Below are 24,825 nucleotides of genomic sequence, written 5' to 3' on the forward strand. Positions count from 1 at the left end.
AAGTCCGCTTCCGGCCAGGAGCAGACATTGGCTCACGTAGGATGCGTAAGCAAAAGGCGTTATTAGCAATGCTCTTCAAAGACTGCCGAAGGTAATGGCAAATGGATACGTGGACAGTAGGGATCGATTAGCTAAGACGACCGTTGCTGATGCCGCTGCCTTCTTTGGCGCCGGGGCAGTCGAGGCCGACGGACCACGCTAGAGCCACGGAATCGGCTGTCGATCTGATCTAGCGTAGCGCGCGCTTCAAAGGCGTCAATTTCCAAGAGCTTTTCAAAAAGCTGGGTGCCTTCCTCGCGAGTAGAAGGCCCGAGCCGATGTAGTGTCACTGCTAGGTCGACAAGGCCGGACGCGTGTGCTGCAATGCCAGTCCTGATGTCGCCCAGATCACTATGCCATTTCTCGACAAGTGTTATCGCCAAGCGTGCGACCAGTGGAGCTTCATGCGGCAACAAGAACTGAAGCTGATCGACGATAAAAGTCGCACTTATGTTAGGTGCCGAGCTAACATGATCTGCGATCGATTCGAGAAGCAGCGCCGTACTCTCATCAGGAGGCAATTGATCGACAACCCGGAAAACATCGAAAATTGCGTTCCACTCTGCATCGCTAGCTTGAGGGATAATATCCAACAGGAATCGTGTCGCGGATGCGCGGTGCGCCGGATTCTCCCAGAGATTCACCGCTGTCATCGCTGCGCCTGCCCGAGCAACGGCGTCGTCACTTCGCCGGATCTCTGTCAACTCCGCTCTTGCAGAGTCGCGATCAGGGTGCGAAAACGCTAGCAGCGCAACGAGTTCACCATAGCCGCGTCGCACGATGTCTCTTTCTGAATTTTTCCAGCGCGAAAGCTCGCTTTCGACTAGCGCTGGCGCCCACCAATGGATGTGCCCGAACAGGAATGCAAGATTGTGTGTACCCATCAAGCCGGGAAAACGCTCAAGGATAGCTGCAATCAGAGCGGTTGCCGGGCCAGCTTCAGTGTCTTCTGAAGGCCGTAGATATCTGAGAAGCGGCAACAGGTGTGCCCAAACACTCTGCGCAAAATTTAAAGCTAAGGATTCGTACAACAGGCAGCGCAGCGCCTCGTGATCCTGCGTGATAAGAAAGTGACGTATCAATGCGTGCAAAATTGGAAACGGCCCTCCCGGGAGGATCGAGATTCCGCCATATCCCCAAATGAGGCTACTGCTCTCAGGATCGCTATCTGCTGCCGACGTTTCCGGCTCCTCATCTCCTTGTTCATCACCATCGATGGTTTGGATGTCCTTGGCTTCAGCCCGGAGCCAGCTTCTCATTGTCTCAATGAGGGCGTCGCTCAGAGTTACATTTCGGCTCAACATTGCTTCGATGGCTCTCGCTGCTGAAGCCTGAAATTCGAGACTCCCAAAACCTCGTTGGGCTAAGGCAGCAATCAGTACCTGCAGCTCATTCGGATCAACTACCTCAGCCATTTCCGCTATAGCGGCTCCTGCACCGCGCTCGCCGAATGTCGGTTCAAAACGGGAAATCAGGCGAAGCGTACGCTCGGGGTTTGACCTAGAAAAATTGGCAAACTCCCTAGAAAGTTGGATATTTCCACCTTTGCGGTGGTCACTTGGATGATCCCAATCAGTGGCATCGGGAATCTCTCTGAACGCATTCAAGATGTCATCGTCTTTGGCCCGGCCCATAGCAACCGCGCTCATGACCGAAGCCGGCGAGTAGACCCCGCTGAACGTTACTCCTAAGCGTCTATCCCCAATTGCACGCTCCTCCGTGCGAACAAGTTCTGCAGTTTCACGAGCTCGCTTGTTCGTTGGTAGCGCTCTCAGCAAACCCAGCCGTCGAATCCGTAATATCCGACTCCAGCTCCTACGTCCCTCAGGATACTGAAGATCAACTGGCACACTAGGCTTGTAGTCTCGTATATGCTGCTCGTAAGTAGCGATTTGTCCTGACGTCCAAAATGGGGCAACGGTAGAAACTAGGTCTGTCGTCGTCGCACTGGGGTCCCCTAAGTGACCAAGCGACCAACGGCGTTCGTCGGCAAGGATATAGTCGAGCGCATCGGCGGCGAACGCGGATGGGTTGCTACGGAAGGCATGCGCAATCAAGCGATGGACGGGCATATATTGCAGATCTCTTGCCGACGAGATCCAAGCCTTCAACCTATCGATGTCATGAGTCGCGAGCTGCTCGATGGCTATTCTAAGGGCAGCTGGGATCGAAGGCTCTGGCAGGTCCAAGCCATCCTCGCCCTCGAAGCGGAAATCTGCCACATACTCCAGAGCATAGTACGGGCGATCGCGGATCTCATAATAATTTGCGAGCGCGTCAAGTGCTTTCACGAACCAAGGCCAGAGAATCTCAATGGTCTCGAAGGGTGCTCGCTCGCCCAGTGAACGGAGCATGTCCCATTCGTTCGACGTCTCCAGCAGATGCTTAATCGGCTGCCTTGGATCGTTGCGTATCCTCCAGACAGAAAACTGCTCTGTATCGACCTCATTAGGCGGGGTCTCTGCTGCCAGCTTTGCTCCCTCGGACTGAGCTTCGGCAAGCGCGCGATCCAGCGCAGCTCGAACGAGCAGTAGAGCCTCGCGCGGCTGTTCGACGCCCAACGACCCAACAATATGATCGAGATACAAGGATGCGACCTTCGAACGACGAAGAATTACGATCCCCATCTCAAGCATAGCTTCGTTCCACGAAGGCGCATCTTGGAGCGCTGACCACGACCGATAATCATTCTCTGGAAGCGCGAGCCAGTGCCGCTTGATGAGGTCGACCACCTCGTCCGGCGAAAAATGGATGGCGGCAGACAGCACACGAACCACACAATCGAGCTGCGTTCCTTCGCCTGTCATTGCCTGAGTAATCACTGAATGCTTGAGCCTCGCGAACCAACCAGGGCTGCCGGCGATCCCGCGAAAAGCAAACGAACGATCATCGTTAAGGGCAAATGCCGATAGCATCAAGAACTCTTCGCCATTTGTCGGCTCGCGCTGCTGGCCTAAGAACTCGATCAGAAGTATGCGTAGATGGCGTCGCAAGTCATTAGCGTTCCATAGCAAGCCGACTTCTTCTTCGTAACCTTGAGGATCAGCGCCCCGGAGATAGGTGAGCCCAGCCCAAACCTTTGGCCGGCAAAATATCGAGGCTTGCCGTTCAAGAACAAACGCGGACAGCCTGCCTTTTTCCTTTGCGAAGGCGCGTGCAAGCGCATAGTCGAACACTGTCTGGTGAGCAAAGCCAACGCTTGATCCGGCAGCATTTGGCGTGAGGATACCCATCCCGATAAGCGCATCTACCTCAGCCTTCATGTCATCCAGCTTGGCACGCGGCAGCCACAGACTTTCTTCATCCGCCATCTGGTCGGCGAGACCAACTGCAACGCGGGAGCGCTTGACGCCATCCAATCCTGACAGGACCCGCTCATCCCAGAGTCGGTCGAGCATTGCTTGGTAGCTAAGAAGCGGCTCGGAACGCACCCTCTCATCCAATTGCAGGTAGATCGCGAGGGCTTGAGGAGCACGGAGAACCTCTTGCGCATCAATCGGCCAACCTGCGGCAGCGATGCCTTTCGCTTGGAGCAGTTCCAACACTACGCTCCAGCTCGGTAACTGCAATTGTAAGCTTTCCGCTGATATCGCACGCAAGCGCACATCATGCTCGTACTCGAATTTTCTTACTGATAGCACTATGTGAATGTTGTCGGTCTTACCAAGACAACGCACCAAATTGAGGAGGGCGTTCAAGCGGCCGGTGCGGATATCGAGATAACCTGCCAGTGCATCAAGCTGGTCGATCAGTAAGAAAGTCGGCCGCAAGGCCGAAAGTCGAGTAAGGAGCGACGATGGACGATTAGACAGCCCCAGTCGCTTTTGCAGGTCAACCTCGTTGGTGATGTCGGTATCGAGTAGGTCCGCCTTGATGGCGAGGACCGGATGGCCGGCCTCAACCAGACGTTTGCCAAGCATGGCGAGAAGCGCGGATTTGCCTGATCCAGGATCCCCGATGACTGCAGTCACAGAGCGGTTGTGCTCGATCGGGAGCGCGAGGAGCTGCTGCAGCTCCGGGCGTTCAAACCGTTCACCACCAGGCAGTGTGTCAGGCCAATGGAGGAGATCGTGAGAAGCGATATGCAGTTCATTCTTGACTTCTCTCAGATCTTTCAGACTTTTCTCGGGCACGAAACCTAGAAGCTTTAATGAGAAGCGTTTCTCAAGTTCATCGCGGAGCCTATGCGAACCAATCGCCTCAAGCGTCGCCGTAGGATCACATACGATCAGTCGCAGTGAGCCCTCTTCAATACGTTCTACTGAGATGCCGGGCTCACCCGCGAGTTCGCGCAGCAACACCTCAATAGCGGCGATGCGTTCGGCCGAGACCGACCCCACCTCGGCGTCAATGTTAAGTACATAGCGAGCGACAGGCGCGTTAGCGCCCGGCTCACTTAAACCAGTTGGAGCCTCTGGTGGACTTACAATTTCTGGAATCGACTTTACGTTACTTATTGGGAGTGTGGGTTCTCTGGGATATAACTCTGCCCACCACGCGATCAGTTCGAATGCGAATGCGGCTGCGTGGGCAGCAGCTATCGGTTGGCGAATGGCATCAGTATCTGGGTCCTTGTACTCGGCCATATCTGATACACCGCGGATGACAATTGCGGGGACCTCTTCTCTGGATGCAGAAAAGAGGGAGCCATAGCCCTCCATCTCGACTATGCACGCATCGCCACAGTGAATCGCAATTAGTTCCTCCAGTTCGCTAGCCGGATTCGCAAGCACAGCCTCCACCGACACAGCTGGCGCTATCTCTGCTAGCGGCGGAAAATTACAGGGATAGCTCTCAAATGGTGGGATCGTGCGATCAGCAAGGTGAGTAATCCGATCTATCCATTTCTTGTCACGTCGTACTTTCTTGGCTACTCCAAGAACGCGATTGTTGACATCAATGGCGTGCGGCCTAGCCGAGAAACCACTTTCTCCATATTTTCCGCTATATGGCCAATAGACTCGGCTTGTGGCAACAACACTGCCGATAGGAACATCTTTCTTGCGTGATCCTGCGATACCTACAAAAATCTGTAGTTCGGGTTTGACCTCCATGCGCCCAAGTGCTATGTGAGCATTAGTCGCAGCAATTTGAGCTTCGTGATTTCCCGCGCCCGTCTCAACTACGACGACAAGCCATTCGTGTCCAGAATCCCGAAATATGCCGCATTCATAAACAGCGCCGTCGCGCCCCTTCACCGACGTGATATCGTTGATGTGAGGTAGCACCGCCTGAAGCTCTTTGTCGAGCGCGGTAAGGACGAGAACCGTCCTCCACTCTCTGGCTTTCGCTTCTGCAAAAAGGTCGTTGATTGGCTTAAGTCCCATACAGATCAAGATAGCGACTCGTTCCCTGAATTGCATCTTCACGGATCTAGCGACCTGCCGTGACCCACTTCTTGCCGAAGTCCGCCTCTTGAGACGATGGGATACTCGCAGGCTGTTAAACCCCAACCCTGTAAGAAATGACAGGGCCACCTACCGGCCGGTGAACAAATTTGGCCAGGATCACTTGCTAGTGTCCGCTCCGGGTCGCAACCAACCACTCAAATCCCCCCTCCCCTCACACCCAAACCTAACTCCAACCCCTGTCGCGGCTCCCGCCGCCCCTACGAAAAGCGCGGCAGCCATCGTGGCCTGCGGCAATGAGTATTCCGGTTTCGACGGATCGAGCCGGACGATGAAGTCTCTGGCGGATGCGTGGATCGCTGTCGGATGATGGGGCATCGATCGTATGAAGCGAAAGCGCCATCTTGACCGCTGCGCGAAGGCATCGCGGCTCCCGCCGTTCCCACAAAAGCACACCGCCACCGCCGAATGCAGCGGTAATCGATATCATGGTTTCAATTGATCGCATCGATCGAATCAGCCTGCTGCGCATGGATTGACCCAAGTCGGGCAGCAGATCGTTGGCTGCACAGGGCCTTCGCCGATCACTTCAAGATCATCCGCTTCTGAAAACCCAGCGAAGCGGTGAAAGACAAAAGCGTCGAGGCTGAAGCCCCTCCCACAAGTGCGATGGCGTCGCGGAATGCACGGCGCTTTGATTGTCGAAAATCAGCGTTGTGGTGAAGAGGGAGAGCGTTGCGTCTTCCGGCGCTCCTGCAAGAGAAAGAGCATCGGGACTGAAGTCCCTCCTACAAAAGCAAGAGCATCGCGGCTTGCGCCGCTCCTACAAGAAGACAGGCATATGGGGATCTTGTTCGACCGTTGAGTGGTTGGTCGGTGTTGTCAGCCGCGGAACGGCGCCGCGATGCGGCGCCGTTCCGTCGAAGCGTTACAAAGCGCAGGTGCCGGTGCTCGGAATGACGATGCCGTTGCTGAGCTTCAACGCGATGTCGTAGGTGTACGCGGGTACCGGGTAGGTGCGGCGGACGCCGTCGGCGAGGACGGTGAAGGCGCTGCCGATGCGGTTGCCGGTGGCGGGGTTGATCCACTCTGCGGTGTAGTTGGTCGCAGCGGCGGCGGGCTGCAGGTCGATCGTGTTCAGCGCGGTGATGCTGGCGGGTTTGACGTAGGCCTTGAAGCCGTCGCTGGACAGGGTGCTGTGGTGGAGATACAGCACATAGGTGCTGCCGTTCTGCTGCATCGCGCTCCAGTAGACGTTGCTGGATCCGCGCGCGGTGCCGAAGGCCGGCAGGTTGGGCGCCCATGTCGGCGGGTTGTTGATGGCGCGCGCCATGTGGCGCAGATACGGGCCGAGTGCGGCGAGGAAATCCGCGAGCTTGCCCAACTGCACGCGGGTCTGCAGCGGTTCGCCGGTGCCGCTCCAGTCGGTGGTGTAGTGGTTGTAGAGACCGCCCTCGCCCAGCATGAATTCCCAGGCTTCGGCGCGCGCTTCGTCGGGCGTGATGTAGTCGAAAGTGGGCGTGGTGCGATAGGACGGCGTGGGACGGCCTTCGTTGAAGCCATGGACGCGGTTGATACCCTGCAGCCCGCCGTTGAGATAGGTGCGCTGTTTCTCGGTGGCGGACAGGCGGCCCGCGTCGCGCACTTTGATGTAGTGGCCGTTGAGGATCCTCACCTCGGGCGCGTAGGCGGGGCTGACGATGGTGCGGAACGGCGCGAGCGCGGTCTGTGTGTGGTAGTTCGCGGCGATGAGGTGACGCTTGGGCGCGGCCATCGTGCCTTCGGCATTGCGCAGGATGTCGGTCATGCATTCGTGCCATTTGACGATGCGGGGCACGCTGACGGTGTCGTCGACCACGGCGCCGCTGGAGTTGTATCCGGCATGCACGATCGACAGCTCGGGCTCGTTCGCAAGCTCCCAGTAGATGTTCTCGTAGTTGTTGAGTTCGACCACGAGCTTTTCGACCAATGCCTGCTGGCGGCTGTAGATATTCGTCGGGCTGCTGAAAGGCTTGCAGGTGGTGCCCGGCGCTGCGGTGAGGGTCCATTCGTCGCTGAGGCCCACGTAGCCGTTGGTGTTCTTGCCGAGGTACCAGGGGCTGGTGCGGAAGTCGCCGCTCAAGGCATCGAACAGCGTCAGCTCGACGACGACGTTCTTCGTCTGCGCGTATGCGACCACCTCTTCGAGGCGATCGAAGAAGGTCTGGTTCCAGGTGTACAGATCCCACTTGCCGAGCGCGGCGTTGTAGGCGAAGGGCTGCTCGTGCGGCAACGGCCCGGCGGCACCGCCCGGACTGTGGCCCAGACCGACCCAGACGCGCAGCACGTTGAGGTGCTTGAGCGCGAGATCGTCGATCACGCGCTGGAAATTGCGCTTGCCGGTGCCGGCATCGAGATTGTAATTGCACAGCTGGGTCACCTCGGGGGTGCCTGCCCGTTGTTCGAGATGGCAGATGTATTCCGGCGTGTAGCCGACCAGCGGCGTGGTCTTGCCGTTGTAGTGGAAATACTGGGGATTGACCGCGTCGATGCACAGCGGCGCCGCCGAGGCGATGCTGTTCGACAACATGCCGAGGCATGCGGCCAGCGCGATGTACGGTCTGGTTTTCTGCGAAGTGATCATGAGCGGTCCTTGTGCCAGCGATGGGAGGGAGGAATCTTCTCGTCGTCGGCGGATGCGTCCGCGCGCATCCATGCAATGAAGCGCCGTGCCGTGCACAGGCGATACACGGGAAGATGTCCTTTCCGCAACCGGCGCATTCCGCGTCTTCGACACGACCATCGGACACCCGGCACGCGAACGCGGCAATGAGCGACCTTGGCCGCAGTCCCCCGTCGAAAGTCATGCGCGATGCGGAGGATTCAGCTCTGCGTCGAAAAATCACGCAGCCGATTTCATCCAGAAGCACGGCAATCCGCAGTTTCAGTCGAAACCGCTTTTGATCTTGATCTTGATTTACCGGGGCCCCTGGGCGCGGCGGGTTTCGTGGATCAGGCCCGCAGGGCGCGCGGCAGGACGCCGCGCGTTTTTCGACAGGACAGGGATGTCCTGTCGAAAAACCCCGCGAAACCTGCGGACCCGGCGCAAAGCGCCGGGCGCGACCGACGGGGTGTGCTTTCTTTTGGTTATCTTTTCTTTGCACAAGCAAAGAAAAGTAACTCGCTCGCGACAGCGAGCGAAACCAAGGCCGGATCAGGAATCTTGCCGTTAGCCTTCGTTCCGAATTGCAGTCAAACCATTGAAAAACCGGCTCCCCTCTACAGCTCGCCACGAAAAGCATGCGTTGAATCTGCACAAACCGATAATTCTTCAAGAGAAAACTTGGGAATACATCAGAGCAGAAGTGCTGCCTTCTTCATGGCGATCGGACGCACATGCCATCGGTGGCATGCATGGATGCATCCATCAGGCATCGCGCCGCTCGTCCGCCGGGTGTCCCGGCGATTCCTGCACGGGCATCGGCGCCGCGCGTTTTCGCTGTCTGTTCGCGATGCGTTTGCCGCGCGCGGAGTCGTTGCGCGCGCGTTTGATCTTGATCGCGCGCAGGCGCAGCGCTTCGAGCTGCTGGGCGATATCGCGGGCGGTGCGATTCCGGCAGACGCCGGCAAGGCCGTAATAGCCCGAGCGGATGTCCACTTGCCTGATCGTGTACTGGTCGATCAACAGGCCCATGAATTCCGCGCCGATGCCCAGCCCACGGACATGATCCTGCACGCGCAGCAGGCGCAGGCTGTGATCGGACAGCGCGGCGACGCCGAGCGTGGTGTCGGGGATGCGCGTGCCGGTGCGTGCGAGCACGGCGGTCCAGCGCAGCCGCAGCAACAGCAGTTTGCTCGGCGGTGCGCCAGCGTCGTCCAGCATCGGCTCCGAGAGCAGGATGGCATGTTCGATGTGATTGATGCGGCCGTCTTCGACCAGTTGGTTGCAGTGCTGCGCCCAGGTCGTACCGTCCGCCGGCGATGCGTCCTCGATCCGCAATGCGCGCTGTTCCCGGTCGTCGTTGTCGAGTCGCGGAAATTTCAGGCGCAGTTCGCAGAACGCCACGAAGCGCGCGCCGAAGGTCGGTGCGCCGACCGCCCAGGCGATGCGGAACATCGGTGCGCCGCTCCAGTGCCGGAACGCATTCATCCAGCCGCGATTGTCCGGATGGTTCCAGGCGTGCTCCATATCCAGATCGTGGTAGACGGACTCCATCAGCCGCACCATTTCCTGGCAGAAATAGAAGCAGGCGCGGAAATCCGCCGCTGCCGGCATGCGCGTGCGACGCCCCACCGGTTTCGCCCCGTCGCTGCCGGTCGCGGCCGGATCGGCGGCCACCAGATCGGTCCATGCCGGATAGAACTGCGCATCCAGCACCGCCAGCGCCGGCGTCCCGCGCAGTTGTCCGAACAGGCGCGACATCGCCGTGGCGTGCAACGCGAAGCGTTCCGCGCCGCCGGGCAGCGAGGGCGCCCATTGATGTCGCAGCGCGATCAGGATCTTCTCTTTCAGTTCCGAATCCTGCACGCCCAATTCTTCGTGGCGCACTGCACCGACCTCGGCGCCGACGCGCTCCAGCACCGGTTCCAGCGCACGCATCATCACGTCCTGACCGAGCCTGCGATAGCTTTCGAACTGGGCCTCGTCGAAGTATTGATCCGCCGTCGGCTCGTGCGGGAAACTCGGATGGGCACGCGCGTAGTGCTGGATGTCGTTCGGCTCTTCGCCGGTCAACGTCGGCTTCACGTACAGCAGCGTGCCGCGACTGCCGTCGCGATACTCGATGGTGCCGACCGCGCAGCTGCGCGCCGCAAGGCCATCGGCCTGTGGCCGGAGCGCGCTCACGTCGAGGTTGATATCCACGCCGAAATCGACGCGGCATTTCTGCACGGCGTTGCCCAGATCGGCGAAGCCGCGTTCGGGATCGGCGGCGGCATCCACGCAGAGGATGAAACGACAGCGCCGACGCACCAGTTCGTACAGCCCCAGATTCTCGAAATGCCCGCCGTCGGACAGATGCACGTATTTGCCGCCGTCATGGGTGCGGCCGAGCATCTCCGCGATCAGCCAGCGCCCGAAGAACGGCGTGCTGTCGGCCTGCGGGCGCATGAGGTGGCTCGGGTTCGGCAACCACCAGCCCAGCCGCGCGTCGAACAGCGTCAGCAGGAACGTTACCGCCGGCGAACTGTGGTAACCCATGTTGGGATTGACCGCCGCGCCGGAGATCGCGATCGCGCTGCCGAGGGTCAGCGTCGAGGCCAGCGACTCGCCGACGTGGCCGGTGATGGCAGTGCCGGCCACGTCCGCGCGCAGATCGCCGACCACCCGTGCGCCGACGCGCGAAGTCGGCGGCAGATAACCGCAGAATCCCGGCGACAGACAGAACGACGCGGCTTTGCGGTCCTGCCAATCCAATTGCTTGGCCGCGACCAGATTCAACGCCGTGCCCACCAGCGGGAACAGCGGTCGATAGCCGTTGAGACGCTTCACTTCGACAAGATCGGCGAGCACCAGATCGTCCTGCACATCGAAGTTGGTGGTCGGTTCCGGATTGCGCGCGTCGTTGCTCGCGCCGAGGTAGCAGCGCACCAGGCGATTGCGGTAGAAGGCGTTGAGGCTGAACTCGTTGACGTTGACCGCCCAGCCGAACAACAGCCAGGTCGCCACCGCGAGGACAGCCACCAGGAACAGCGAATCCAGGTGTCGGGTGACATTGCCGTCGAGCCACAGCAGATGCTCGCGCAACGATCCGTGCCAGGGTCGGTACTGTTGCGCTGCGGATTCGAGAGTCGAGCGCGCATGCCAATCGATGAGCATCTGCCCGGCGAGACTCAGCGCGACCACCAGGCCGAGGATGAACACCCACGGCGCGATGCGCGCGACCAGATCAAGCGCGCGTCCGCGCTTCGAAGCGCCCGCGATACCGCTGCCCCCGGCGCTGCGACCCACCAGCAGACCGACGCCGGTGGTGGACAGCCACGCCACCGCGCCAGCCCAGCCCAGGCTGCTCCACTTCGCGCCGCCCAAGGCCAGCGATTGCATCAACAGCCACGGGCCGTAGACCGTCAGCGCAAGCGTCAGTGTCACGCCCAGCACCACCAGACCGGCGGTCTTGCCGCCGACCCGCGCCCAGACCTCGCGCTGCAGGTCGCTCAGGGCCGGCCCCGCAAGGCCCAGATGCAGGACGCCGGTCAGCACCACCGCAACCATCACCACAGTCGGGCCGAGGATCATCACGTGCCAGTCGTTGTAGTCGTCGGCGAGGCCCTGCTTCAGCACCGAATGGACGACGACGATGGCGACGCTCGCGAAGATCGCGGCCCCGAGGGTGGCCATCAGGAAGCGGCCGACATGCAGTTGCATCGACGACGGCGGCAGGTCGTCGATGGCGATCTCCGCCTGCCAACGGTCGAACAGCAGCCAGGCCACCCACATCAGCGCGTACAGCACGCCGCTGGCCACGCCGAGGCGCAGCACCGGCGCGAGCTGCAGCGGCGCCAGTGCGGACTCCAGCAGCGCCGGCAGATGGTCGTAATGCGCAAGACCGATCGCACCGACGAACGATGCGGCGGCCAGCAGCACGATGGTCGTCATCGCCGCCAACGCGATCCGCGCCGGCGGCGCTTCGGCGACAGCACCGGGCGCGCGCGGACGCCGATGGATGTACGTGGTGACGTAGGCGAGCAGCGCCACCGCCAGCATGCCCAGCAGACCGGCCAGCGTCGGCGTCAACGCCGGCTGCGCGCGCGCCGCACCGATGAATCCGGCGTACAGCAGCAGCGGCAGCAGCGTCATCGCCAGGATCAGGGCGCAAAGCTGCAACTGGATCAGCAGCACGTTGCGCACATAGGTGCCGATCATGCCGAGGGTGTCGCCGGAAAACGGCGACTTGCGCGGACTCAGGTAATTGCTGTACTCGCGCAGATGCTGGATCGGCCGGCGGTCGTGCGCGTCGCGCTGCGTCTGCGTTGCGGCATCCGCAAATTCATCGCGCGCTGCCACATCAGGCTTGGCCTCATCACGCGCGACATCGGCAGTCGCGGCAGCATGCGAGCTGCGGCGTCGGCCCAGCGCCACGAACGCATTTTCGAAACCGCGCCGCCGGATCAGGCCCTGCAGGAACGCGCCGATATAACCGCCGCCGGACACCGTGGACTGGTAGTGGAAACAGCCCAGCAGATCGTGCCGCGCCAACGCCTGCAGCACGCCCAGGCCGAAGGTCGCGCTGCGGATCCCGCCGCCCGACAGCGCCAGCCCCCACAGCTCGACATCCTCGGGATCGTAATGCGCCTGCTCGCCGAGGATGACGCGCAGTTCCGCCGCCTTCACCGCCTCCACATCCACCGGCGCATCCGCCGGCGCGCGACCCAGCCGCACTTTCAACGACGACACCATGGCCTGTATCTGCACGGCAGCCTCCTGCGTTCGGCCCAGTGTCCACGCTCGATCGCACCGCCGCCAGTGCGTCCGCGCCGGGCATGCCGGTGCGGATCGTCAGTGGTCGAAACGGATGTAGTGCGGCAGCTGGATGTTGTTGCCCATCGCGTCCCTTTCGTTGGTATAGCCGCCGGCGACCCACTCGTTGCCTTTCGAGCCCGAACGGCGGGCGGTGCTGTAATCGCCCCAGCGGCTGGTCGCGCGCGTGCTCAGGCGCGGATAGTAGACGACGAAATCGCCCCACACGCCGACCGCATGACTGGCGTAGAACGGCCCGCCGCCGAACCCGATCGACATGCCGAGTTTTTCTTCCGAGTTCGTCGACAGGTAAGGATCGAGGAACGCGATGTCCGGGTTCCAGACCTGCACCTGTTCCTCGAACGCGAACGTCGAGGTATTGAGCCTGACCAGTTGCACGTGCGGCCTGGGAAAACCTCCGCCGTCCGACGCCAGCCAGCCGAACCAGACGCTGCCGCGCTGGCGCGCATTGCCGTAGACGTAATGCTTCCACGACTCGAACGTCAGCCAGTCGGTGCCGTCCGGCGCGGCATTGGTGTTGGTACCGTTCGGCCAGCTGTTGATGGTGACGTTGCGCCACGAATAGAAACCGTCGGCATCGCGCATGCTGAACACGCGCAATTCGCTGTTGCTGGCGTGGCCCGCCCAGAACACCGCATCGGTCGCGTTGTGGGTGACGTGCGACCACAGCGCGTCGGTGCCTGCGGTGTATCCGAAATTCACCGTGCCCATCGCCGCCAGCTGGTTCAGCGGAACGCGCACGACGACGCGTCCATCGGCCTGCTGGCTGGTCCAGTAGAGATTGTTGTTGCCGAACGACATGTCGTTGTAATCCAGCGTGCCGGTGGGATGGAAGACATCGCTGACGAAATCCCAGTACGTCCAGGCGGTGCCTCCGGAGGCGACGACGTTCGCGGTCGTCTGCACGGCGATGCGGATCCGGTTGTCGTCGCCGCTCTGCCAGTACTGCATCAGCCAGACGAACATGTCGTATCGCGGCACGTACTGCACGACCTGGTCGCAGCACAGGCCGCCGTCGTCCTGCGGAAAGATCGTGGTCGGATTGATCACATTGAAATTCGCGCCGCCATCGGTCGACAGCCCCATCCAGGTGTTGCCGGTCATCATCACCGTCCGTCCGTTTTCGGCGACGCTGATTTCCGGACAGCATGCGCTGGTCGAACCCGCCGCTTCGTCGAGTTCCGAATAGAAGGTGTAGCGCAGGCTTTGTCCGCGCCGATCGCGCGCCACCGGCGCCTGCATGTCTGTCTGCCGATCCTTGACCTGCATGCGCTTGTCGCCGGCCCCGGGGACGCCCTTCGGATCGATCTCGATCATTCGGCTCGCTTTGCTGAGCGGCTGCATCGACCCGATCTTCGGCCCTGTCGGCACCGGCTCGAAGCGGTCCCCAAGGTTCGGATCGCGTTCGATCCGGGGCGCGGCCGGATACGGCGCCCCGGATGTCTTCTGCGGCTTGACCGTGCCGGTCCTGAGCGCCTCGCGCTGCTCTTTGCCGACCACACCGGGCCGGCCGTCGCCCGACTGCGGATCGTCGTCGACAGGTGGCGTGGCGCAGGCCGCGAGCGAAAGTGCGAAGGCGGCTGCAAGCGCGTACTTCGTCCATGCTGTGCACAGCGGGCGGGCGACGGCGAAAATATCGGTATCCATGGCGCTCTCCTCGACGCGGCCTCAGGCCGGATGTTCGGATGCACATGCGTCGCCGCAGGGGCGACGCGCTACGGGAAGCGGTGCCAGCGCTGTCCCTCAACCGAGCAAACGCGAGACATCCGCAGCAACGGTCATGGGACGGCCGGATCGCGCGACGCGCACGCGGGCCCGCCGATGGCATCGCGTCTTTCGGGGCGATCGATCGATGCGGTCGATCCGGCACCCTGTCGCCGGCAAGACGACAGGGCGCCACGCAGCGACGATCAGCCGGGATACATCTTCTTGATCATGGTGCGATCGGTCGTGGACAGCTGCGTGTTCTCGTTGGTCGGCCCTTTGTTGTCCGCGAACAGCTCGGCATCGAACGCATACAACATGATCGATTTCGGATCGAAGGCCGTCGCCTTGATGCCGAAGGGCGAATACTTCTTCAGCACGTTGTGCTCGATATCGCCCTTGTCCCAAAAATTCGGAGGCCCCTGGAAATACTGCAGCACGGCCGCCTTGTTCCATTTGCGATCGAAGGTGGGCGACTGGTGCTCGTGAACGCAGCCCAGCGCATGACCGAATTCGTGGAGGATGACCGCGCGGTCCTCGTCGGGATCGGAATCGTCGCGGACCCAGCCGAAGTTCATCGTCGGCAGATGCGGCGGGAAATAAGTGGTGTTCAACGCATCGCGGCCCACCGCAGACCAGGAACCGTCGTCCGCGTAGAAGGAGATGCGAATCTCGGCGGGCGCACTGCTCACGAATCTGATCTTGATGTTGGCGTGCTTCTCCCATTCCTTGGCCAGTGTGCGCACCTTGTTCTGCATCTTCGCGCTGCCGTCCAGGAAGCGACAACGCAGCACGAAGCCCGACCCAAAGGTCGCCCAGCGTTTGGATGCCATCAGCGCCATCCGCGCCACGCGCCCCACCTCGTCGGCGCTGAGCGTGCGGCCGGCGGCGGCGACCATCTCGGTGCGCAGCGCCCTGCGCACATGCCGCTCCGGATCCTGGGCATCGGGAATGATGCGCTCGAAACAGATATGCGGTCGGCGCTGTGGTGCCTGCGATGACGCACTGCTCTTCGGCGATGACTTGATGTCTTTGGCGTTCTTCTTTTTCTTGACCATGGTGTTCTCCTGTGACGGGAGTATCTGCGGTATTCCACCCATGCATACGCCCGGATCGGGATCACTTCGGTATGGCCGCCCCGACAGAAATCGTACCCGGTGCATCAGGCACCAACGTCAAGCGCTGGCCGCATCGGCCAGCGGACTTGGTGCCATGGGGATCGGAAAGCCCCGGATCCGGGCGATGGCCTCCCGGGTGCCGTAATGCGACACCGGACCACCCGGCTGTAACAGAGCGCGTGTAGCCTTTCGCCGGAATGCGCATCGAAGCTCCCGATTGCTTGGCGTGGACACCATGAAAACACTACCGATATCGGAATATCAAAAACGCTTCTTCCTCGAGTGGGCCATCCGGCCGGAAGAAGACACTTACAACATTTTTGGCGTTTACCGGATCAGCGGACATCTGGACACGGACAGATTCAGACGCGCGTGCGAACTGTTCGTCGAACGGCACGAGGAAGTACATGCCCGATACCATCAGGATGGCAGCGAATGCTACTGGTCGAATTACGGCATCGACGATGTCTACAGCCGCATCGCGGCGGACTCGGACGAGTACGCCCATCAGCGCCTGAAGGATGTCCTGGGAACTCCGTTCCATCTCGAACAGCAACCGCTGCTGAGGTTGCGCCTGATTTCCAATGGAACAGAAGGCGAATATTATTTCGCGCACGTCGCGCACCACATCATCTGCGACGCCGAAATGCTGAGGATCATCGGCGAACAAATCTCCGGCCACTACAATGCCTTGGCCGACGGATGCGAAAACGGCATCGTCGACGTGGATTCGCCGTTCAGCGCTGCGGTCGAAGCCGAAAAACTTCTTCTCACGGAACGATACAACGACGACGCCAGGCGGTATTGGCTCGACTTCATCGGAGACGTGCCGATTCACGTGAAGCTGCCCTTCAAGTCAAATGCAGACCCCAACGTCATCAGCAACAGGACCGACGGCAAACTGGGGAAAAGCATTTATTTCGACCTGCCGAGCGAGCAGGCAGGGGAGATACGGAACCATGCCGACGCGCGCGGGACGACCACATTCGTCGTGTTCGCGGCGATGTATGCGCTCGTCCTTTCGAAATACTGCAATCAACAGCGATTCTTCATCAGCTACCCGGTCAATGTCCGGCCGCCCGGACACGCGAACGCGGGCGGCAGTTTCGTGAACAATGTCCCTTTGAAGGTCGAAATCGACAGATACGAAGCACTGGACGATCTGATCGAAGGCCTGAAAGCGCAAAGAACCTCGGCAAAGGCTTGCCAGCACTATTCATTCACGAGGATTGTCCGCGATCAGGCAATCGAGAACGATGCGGACATCGACAATTGCATGAACGTCGGCTTCGTATCCACCAACCTGCGCGCCAGCAACGTGCTCGGGTTGAACGGCCTCGAAACCGAAGTCGTCGACGTCCCGAGGAAACACTCGATCTTCAACTTTTCCTTGCTGTACGACAGTCGCGATGCAGGGGGCATCAAGTTCAGGCTCGACTACATGACGGAACTGCTCGATGAGCAATTCGCACGGAATTTCATCGCGTCGTTCCGCAAGCTGATATTCGACGCCGTCGCTTCCGGAACCAGGGTCGTCCTGAAGAAGTATTGCGTCCTGGACGACGCGTCGCGCGCCAGCCTGGCCCGCGCTTCGGGTTCGGACGACCGGGACTATGAGACCGATGCGCCCATCCATGCGCTGTTCGATCGGCAGGCGCGACGCACTCCCGGCGCGATCGCGGTCATCGACGGGAACAATATCGGGCATACCTACGCCGATTTGCGGTTCGATGTCGAGCGGTTGGCAATGCGCCTGATCGCGAGCGAAGGCGCCTTGATCGGCATATTGAGCGAAAAAGGCTACAACCATGCCGTTTCGACGCTTGCCGTAATGAAGTCCGGACACGGCTATCTGCCGCTGAACGTGGATTGGCCGGCAGCGAGAATCGCGGACGTGCTGGATTGCGGCGATGCGGTTACGTTGCTGGTGTCGCGTCGGCAGCGACAGGCCGTCGAATCCGAACCACATCTGTTCAAGCGATACGAGATCATCGAAATCGAAGAACTGCTCGATACTCCGGATGGCATGTCCGCGAGTGCTGCAGCGGCCTATCCCGCGGTGGCCGCGCACGCGATCGCATATGTGATCTTCACATCCGGTTCGACCGGAAAACCCAAAGGCGTCGCGATCGCTCACTCCGGCGCATTGAATACCATCCATGCCGTGAACGAGCGGTTTTCCGTCGGCGGCGCAGACCGGGTGCTTGCCCTGTCCGACCTGAGTTTCGATTTATCCGTCTACGATCTGTTCGGACCGCTGCTTGTCGGCGGAGCCGTCGTCTTTCCCGAGCAATCGGAGACCCGCAACTGCGAATACCTGGCCGGGCTCATTCATCGATGCCGGGTCACGATCTGGAATTCCGTGCCGCAACTGGCGGATCTTCTGGTGAACGCCACTCCGCTGCGCGATGGCCAATTGGATTCGTTGCGAGTGTTGATGCTGAGCGGCGATTGGATACCCGTCGGCTTGCCTGCGGACATCAGGAGGCATTGCGCCGGAGAGCACGCCGAGATCATGAGCCTGGGTGGCGCGACGGAAGGCAGCATCTGGTCGGTCTGGTATCCGATCCACGATGTCGATCCGGAATGGACGAGCATCCCCTACGGCCGTGCGATGCCGAACCAGAGAATGTACGTCCTGGATTCCAACGATGCGATTCTGCCGCCCGGGACGCTTGGCGACATCTGCATCGGCGGCGCAGGCGTTGCGATCGGCTACTGGAACGATGAAGAAAGAACGGGCAAGAGCTTCTTCGATCACGAAACGCTGGGGAGGCTGTACCGCACCGGAGACCTGGGAAAATCGAATCACCGGGGCCATATCGAGTTCGCGGGCAGGAACGATTTCCAGGTCAAGATCCGTGGCTACAGGGTGGAGCTGGGCGATGTCGAAGCACACTTGGCTTCGTATCCGGGGATCCGGCAGTCGATCGTCCTGGCAAGAAGCAATCCCGGAAGCAGGAACAAATACCTGGTCGCCTATTACGTGTCGGACCAGAGACTGGACGAGGCCGCACTCTTCGCATACATGAGCGACAGGCTGCCTGATTACATGCTTCCGGGCATGTTCGTTCATTTGCTTCAGCTGCCGCTGACGAACAACGGAAAGCTCGATCGCGAAAATTTGCCGGCCCAGGCATTCGTCGGTCGCGAGGACGAGCATCATGGCCCTGAAAGCAGGACCGAAGAAGCGCTAGTGCATTTGTTTTCCACAGTGTTGTCTGCCAACCCCGCAAGCGTCTCCGTTCATTCCGACTTCTTCAGGCGAGGCGGAGACTCGATTTCCGCGGTCAAACTGGTCGGAAAGATCAACCATGCATTTCCGGAATCCAGGATCAAGGTCATCGATGTATTCAAATACAAGACGGTCCGAAACCTGTCCGATTACATCGAAAAGAATTCCGACGAGCGACATTCGATCATCAAATCGATGAACGATTCATCGGCGGATCGACTGCTGTTCATGATCCATCCGGCCACGGGTGGGTGCGAGGTGTACTTCGGATTGGCCGAACTGCTGGTCGATCAGTACAAATGCTACGGCATCGACAACTACAACCTGCACAATGCCGAGCAGGTATCCGACCTTTACGAACTCGCAGGCATCTACCTGTCCTGCATGAAATCGGTCAGGCGCGGGATGAACATCCCAGATGACGCTGGCTACCACATGACCGGCTGGTCCCTGGGCGGGCAATTGGCTTTCGCGATCGCAGCCATCCTGGAATCGGAGGACGCGACCGATATCAATATCATCAGCCTGGACGCCATTCTCAACGATGGCGACGAGGTGCTGCAACGAATCAGGCGCGGTATCGAAATCGACAGGGACGGTTTCCGCAAGGGACTGGAAGCCAGAAGACTGGAAAGCAGCAACTACGAAAGCAACGACCACATCGAAAAGATACTCAACATGATCCACACGGAGAAAACGCTCGCACTCGGCCCGATCAATCGCGAACTGCGTCACACCAACGTACTCTTGTTCAAGACGATGAAGCCGTATCTCAACATCGACATCAATCCGAATGCCGCCGAACTGAGCGACCATGTGTCCGGACTGCCCTGCAACAACGTCCGGAATGTCGTGCGCGACCGCAAGAAAATCCGCGTTTTCAATATGGACTGCGATCACGGGACCTTGCTGCGCGAATGGGACTACATCGCGAAAACGATCCGGCTAGTGGATTGTTCAGAACGCGTCGAAAGCGAACTGTCGCCGATGGTGTTGTAAACGCCAGCCGGGCGCAGCGATTGGTCTGGCAATCCATCACCCGGACCTGGCCATCGGAGAGATCCAGCAGCGTAGCCCGGGTAAGCGAAGCGCACCCGGGGATCTTCGTCGACCCTCCCGGGTGCGCTTCGCTTACCCGGGCTACTTGCTGCAACAACGTCCGGAATGTCGTGCGCGACCGCAAGAAAATTCGCGTTTTCAATATGGACTGCGATCACGGGACCTTGCTGCGCGAATGGGACTACATCGCGAAAACGATCCGGCGCGTGGATTGGTCAGAACGCGTCGAAAACGAACTGTCGCCGATGGTGTTGTAAACGCCAGCCGGGCGCAGCGATTGGTCTGGAAATCCATCACCCGGACCTCGCCATCGGAGAGATCCAGCAGCGTAGCCCGGGTAAGCGAAGCGCACCCGGGGAGCTTCGTCGACCCTCCCGGGTGCGCTTCGCTTGCCCGGCCTACTTGCTACTTGCTGCGATAGCGAATCGCATCCGCAGTATCACCCATAGGGTGCTGCCTTGGCGTACCGCTTGTGGACGCTGGCAATTGAATCTGACCCCGTTTTTTTTGCGAATGGCGGGTTTGAGCCCGCCCTACGAAATGTGGCTCGCGGATGAGGCCGCTTTTGTGGGAAAGCACTAGCCATCGTCGCCGCAAGTGACTGCTGCGGCGACGATGTCCAATCTTCCATTCGCGGAATCAATCAGCATCGTGTGCGGGTCACCGATGACGGCACTCGCATCGACAGTTCAATTTCCGCGACTGACGTTGCCGACGATGCGCACAGGCGGCGACATGCCTCTGCAATACCAGTAAGCGTCTTCGCACTCGAACATGTCGTAGCCGGCTGCGATACAGGCCTGATATTCGCGGAAGCAGACGCCGGCGCCTGCGTTTGCAGTACCGGATGGCATCGAGAAAGTCAGTGCAACGGCAGCCACCATCAGGCCAGTCTTGAGCATGGTCTTCATATGCAACTCCTTTTGTCGAATGTCCCCTGCCGAATCAACATACAGCAGTTTTATCTTTGCGCCAGTGCACCATGCCTGCTCGGAAAAGGCGACTGCAGAGGACGAAAATCGATTCATGGTTTGCATCGCTACCGACTCGGAATCCGGTGATATCGAACGCGACTCCATTCAGCGCACTCGATATGTTTTTCATACGCTTCACAGATTGTCGATCGCCCGCATCAATCGGCACAACCCACACCCAACCCCTACAACGACTTGGGACTATGCGTTTCCGCCACCACCGGCACGCTCGATGCTGCGATCGACACGGGTGCCATCGCTGAATGCAGGTCCGCAGCTTCGCGGCTGCTGAATTTGAGCGGGGCCTCCTCGACCTGGCCCATTTCGACGAACGCGGACTTGCCCGCGTCGGCGCTGCCCTTGAGCACGAACACGCGGTCGCTGTTGTCGCCTGCGCCCAGACTCACCTCATCGGCACTGTCGATGCCCTTGCGCAGCGCGCGCACGGTCAGTGCGGCGGCGATGCTGTTCTTGTCGCCGAAGTCGTCCACTTCCTCGGGCATCTTGGCCAGGATCGATTTGTACAGGCCATTGGCGGGATGCGCCTCGCTGCTCAGCAACGGCCCGGTGTAGTCCTTGTCGGCCTGCGAAGGATGCGGCAGGCCGGCGGCCTTGGCGTCGCCGGACAGTTTGCCGCGATGGCTCATGCCTTCGGGTTCATCGGTGGACGTCTTGAACCCGTAGCGATACAGATCGGCATCGACATCCTTCTTGAGCGTGCAGGCCAGATGGCCGTCGGCGGCGGTCATCGTGCAGCCGTTGTCTTTGCGGATCTCGACTTCGGTGCCTTTTTCCTCGAGCCAGCCTTTGAGTTTCTGCGGCAGATAGGCGCTGCTGCCCGCCGTGATGTCGCCTTGCGAACACACCAGTATGGCCTTGCTGCCGTGCAGGTCGCCCATGCCGGAGGCGGTGAGCGCGGCGTCGAGTTTGCCTTTGTAGGCGTCCCAGTTGTCGGCGGTGCAGTCCGAATAGACGTGCGAAAGCGAGATCTTGTCGCCCTTGGCCAGACCCACCGCGACGCAACCGGAGAGGCCGTCGGTCATCAGATCGGTTTTGGTGCTGTCGGCGACGATCCATTCGTCCAGACCGACTTTGACTTTTTCGTTCATGGTGGAGCTCCCTGTCGAAGTGCGCGCGATCCACTGCGCATCTTACCGGTGATCAAGTAGGGTGGAGTCAGCGCAGCGCAACTCCACCATGGGATCGGAGAAACAATTTCATGTGCGCATGGAAAGCGATCGCTCCGATTGACGCACATCGGGCCTGCGACATGGCGATGGTGGAGTTGCGCTGCGCTGACTCCACCCTACTTGCTGCGATTCATTTCGCGGGCGCTGCAGCATCGGCAGGCTTCGCGTTCTTCACATATTGATCCAGCCATGCGTCGGTTTCCGCCAGCATGTGCAGGATCGATTCGCGGGCGCGGTAGCCGTGGCTTTCCTTCGGCAGCATCACCAGGCGCGCGGTGCCGCCGAGGCCTTTGACGGCGGCGTACATGCGTTCGCTCTGGATCGGGAAGGTGCCGGAGTTGTTGTCCTCTTCGCCGTGGATCATCAACAGCGCGTCCTTGATGCCGTTGGCGTAGTTGAACGGCGACATGGTCTGGTAGGTGTCGCGGGCATCCCAGTAATTGCGCTCTTCGGCCTGGAAACCGAACGGGGTGAGCGTGCGGTTGTACGCGCCGCTGCGGGCGATGCCGGCCTTGAACAGGCGCGTGTGCGCAAGCAGGTTGCCGGTCATGAACGCGCCGTAGGAATGGCCGCCGATGGCGACGCGGTTGCGGTCGGCCACGCCGCGACGCACCACTTCATCGATGGCGGCTTCGGCGCTGGCGATGAGCTGCGGCAGATAGGTGTCGTTGGGTTCCTTGTCGCCTTCGCCGACGATCGGCATCGACGGATCGTCGAGCACCGCATAGCCGCGCGCGAGGAACGGATGCGGGCCCCAGTAGCTGATCGCGTTGAAGCGGTACGGCGAATCGGTGACCTGCGATGCGGCCTCGGCGGATTTGAACTCCGCCGGATAGGCCCACATCAGCAGCGGCAGCGGTTTGTCCCGACCCGGCTCGAAGCCCGGCGGCAGGTACAGCGTGCCGGTGAGTTCGACGCCGTCCTTGCGCTTGTAACGGATCTGCTCTTTCTTCACGTCCTTGAGCTGCGGCGTGGGATGCGGGAAGTGAGTCAACGCGACCGGTGCGATCTTGGTGGCGAGATCGATGCGATGGTAATTCGCAGGCTCGGTCGGCGATTCGCGGGTGATCAATATCTTGCTCGCACTGTCGTCGAGCACTGCAGCGACCGCCGAATAATGCGGCGCTTCGGAGCGGAACAGGCGCTGTTTGCTTTTTTCGTCCAGATTCCAGCGATCGAGGAACGGGCGGTCGCCCTCGGCGGAAGCGCCATCGCCGATCAGATAAACGCTCTTGCCATCGGGGCTGAACATCAGGCGCTGGAAGCCGTTGGCGTCGCGCACGGTGACCGCGTTGCCGGGATCGTTGTAGCGGTCTTCGCTGGAGCCATCGAACATGAGCTCCGGCGCGGTGGCGGGCGCATCGGGGGCGATTTTCCACGAGCGGATCCTGCGCGTCTTCCACCAGTATTCGCCGACCAGCGCGACATCGCCGCGCCCCCATTGGGTGCCGACGTAACGCGCGGCGAGTTTCGCCAGCACCGTGGGCGCCTTGTCGAACGGCGCGGCCTGCATCAGCACGTGGTCGCGGATGTCGACGGCTTTCGAAGGATCGCCGCCATCCTGTGCTTCGGCCCAGACCAGCGTGGCCGGCGCGTCGCTGCGCCATTCGATGTTTCGCACGCCGGTGGTGGTGGCGTCGTTGCCGCTGGGCAGGCCTTCGAACAGCGGCAGCTGCGCGACGCTGTGCAGCGGCTTGCCGGCGGGATCCAGCACTTCGATGCGGCGCGGAAAGAAGTTCACCGGCACCTGATACGAGAACGGCCGTTCGATGCGCTGCGACAGCAGGTGTTCGCCGTCGGGCGACGGCGACAGGCCGACGTAGAGATCGGGTTTGCCGATGTTCGCGACCTTGCCGTCCACGCCCACCAGCGCCGGCTGCACGCGCAGGTAGTGCTCCAGCGTGCGCGCGTCGCTTTCGTTGCGCAGCATGTCCTGGTAGGTGCGCAGTTGGCGCACGCTGCCGGTACCGCGGGTTTCCTGGGTGTTGGGGCCGGCGGGCACGATCTCGGCCGCAGGCGCCCCGCCCTGCCCCACGCGCAGGTGCACCAGCAGGCGTTTGCTGTCGGGCATCCAGGTCATCCCGCCGCGAACCGTGTTCAGCGGTTGATCCAGCAAACGGCGCGCCTTGTGCGTGCCCACGTCGACCAGCCACAGCGCGTTGCTGCCGGTGTTCGGGTCCTGCTGGTTCAAGGCGAGGTATTTCTGGTCCGGCGACCACGACACCGCCGCCAGCGACAGCGGCTGCGGCAGGCCGTCGATGCGGGTTTCCTTGCCGGTGGCCACGTCCATCAGCCACAGATCGTTGACGAACGAGAAGCGGCTGGGCGCATAACTGCGCGGATTCAGGCGCAGGCCTGCGAGCTTCAGCTCCGGCTGCGCGACCAGCGCGATCGACGGCAGCGGCGGAACCTGCTGCAGCGCGACCAGGTCGCGGTGCGGGCTGAGCGACAGCTGCGGCGGACGCGCGGCGTCGACGATGGCCTTGAGTTCGGCGACGGGTTCGCGATAGCCGGTGGCGGACCGGGCCTGCGGCGCGGCGGGCTGCTGGGCGAAACCGACCGGCGCGGTCAGCGCGAGGGCGAGCAGCGCCGGCAGGACGAGCGGACGGAATGCGGAACGGCGTGAAGTCATGGCGGCGACAGCTCCTGGGACAGCCAACAGGCAGTCGCCCATCATGGCCCCGACCCTGCGGCGGCGGATG

The 24,825-nt window shown here is 61.0% G+C and carries 9 protein-coding genes and 1 pseudogene; 2 read left to right on the top strand and 8 right to left on the bottom strand.

Translation table 11 applies throughout. The features are described 5' to 3' along the window. Positions 1-131: 131 nt before the first annotated feature. The 5 genes and pseudogenes from HOP03_03990 to HOP03_04010 form a co-directional block, all read right to left on the bottom strand. Positions 132-5,408 carry a hypothetical protein gene (locus HOP03_03990; protein ID NOT87325.1) on the bottom strand — a complete coding sequence of 1,759 codons (5,277 nt, stop codon included), beginning with the start codon at positions 5,406-5,408 and terminating at the stop codon, positions 132-134. Between the two features lie 907 nt (positions 5,409-6,315). Then, positions 6,316-8,010 (bottom strand): cellulase family glycosylhydrolase, encoded by a 1,695-nt coding sequence (locus tag HOP03_03995; GenBank protein NOT87326.1) that lies wholly within the window; start codon positions 8,008-8,010, stop codon positions 6,316-6,318. Positions 8,011-12,486: 4,476 nt separating this feature from the next. Then, positions 12,487-12,762: pseudogene (locus tag HOP03_04000) on the bottom strand (hypothetical protein). A 99-nt stretch (positions 12,763-12,861) separates the two neighbouring features. Then, on the bottom strand, positions 12,862-14,490 hold the full coding sequence (locus tag HOP03_04005; protein NOT87327.1) for a hypothetical protein: 1,629 nt from the start codon (positions 14,488-14,490) through the stop codon (positions 12,862-12,864). A gap of 263 nt (positions 14,491-14,753) precedes the next feature. Further along, complete coding sequence (locus HOP03_04010) at positions 14,754-15,605, bottom strand: hypothetical protein (GenBank protein NOT87328.1); 852 nt, start codon at positions 15,603-15,605, stop codon at positions 14,754-14,756. Positions 15,606-15,891: 286 nt separating this feature from the next. Between HOP03_04010 and HOP03_04015 the strand changes: the two genes are divergently transcribed. Then, positions 15,892-19,899 carry an amino acid adenylation domain-containing protein gene (locus tag HOP03_04015; protein NOT87329.1) on the top strand — a complete coding sequence of 1,336 codons (4,008 nt, stop codon included), beginning with the start codon at positions 15,892-15,894 and terminating at the stop codon, positions 19,897-19,899. Positions 19,900-20,069: 170 nt separating this feature from the next. Beyond that, positions 20,070-20,216, top strand: a complete 147-nt coding sequence (locus HOP03_04020; GenBank protein ID NOT87330.1) for a hypothetical protein — start codon at positions 20,070-20,072, stop codon at positions 20,214-20,216. Between the two features lie 432 nt (positions 20,217-20,648). Here the strand turns inward: HOP03_04020 and HOP03_04025 are convergent, their stop codons facing one another. The 3 genes from HOP03_04025 to HOP03_04035 all read right to left on the bottom strand — a co-directional run bounded on the left by HOP03_04025 (position 20,649) and on the right by HOP03_04035 (position 24,755). Continuing rightward, positions 20,649-20,870, bottom strand: coding sequence for a hypothetical protein (locus HOP03_04025; GenBank protein NOT87331.1), 222 nt, complete (start codon positions 20,868-20,870; stop codon positions 20,649-20,651). Between the two features lie 248 nt (positions 20,871-21,118). Next, positions 21,119-22,042 carry a hypothetical protein gene (locus tag HOP03_04030; protein NOT87332.1) on the bottom strand — a complete coding sequence of 308 codons (924 nt, stop codon included), beginning with the start codon at positions 22,040-22,042 and terminating at the stop codon, positions 21,119-21,121. Between the two features lie 211 nt (positions 22,043-22,253). Then, positions 22,254-24,755 (bottom strand): prolyl oligopeptidase family serine peptidase, encoded by a 2,502-nt coding sequence (locus HOP03_04035; GenBank protein NOT87333.1) that lies wholly within the window; start codon positions 24,753-24,755, stop codon positions 22,254-22,256. Between the last annotated feature and the right edge of the window lie 70 nt (positions 24,756-24,825).

The sequence above is a fragment of the Lysobacter sp. genome, from assembly GCA_013141175.1.
GTDB lineage: Bacteria > Pseudomonadota > Gammaproteobacteria > Xanthomonadales > Xanthomonadaceae > Lysobacter_I.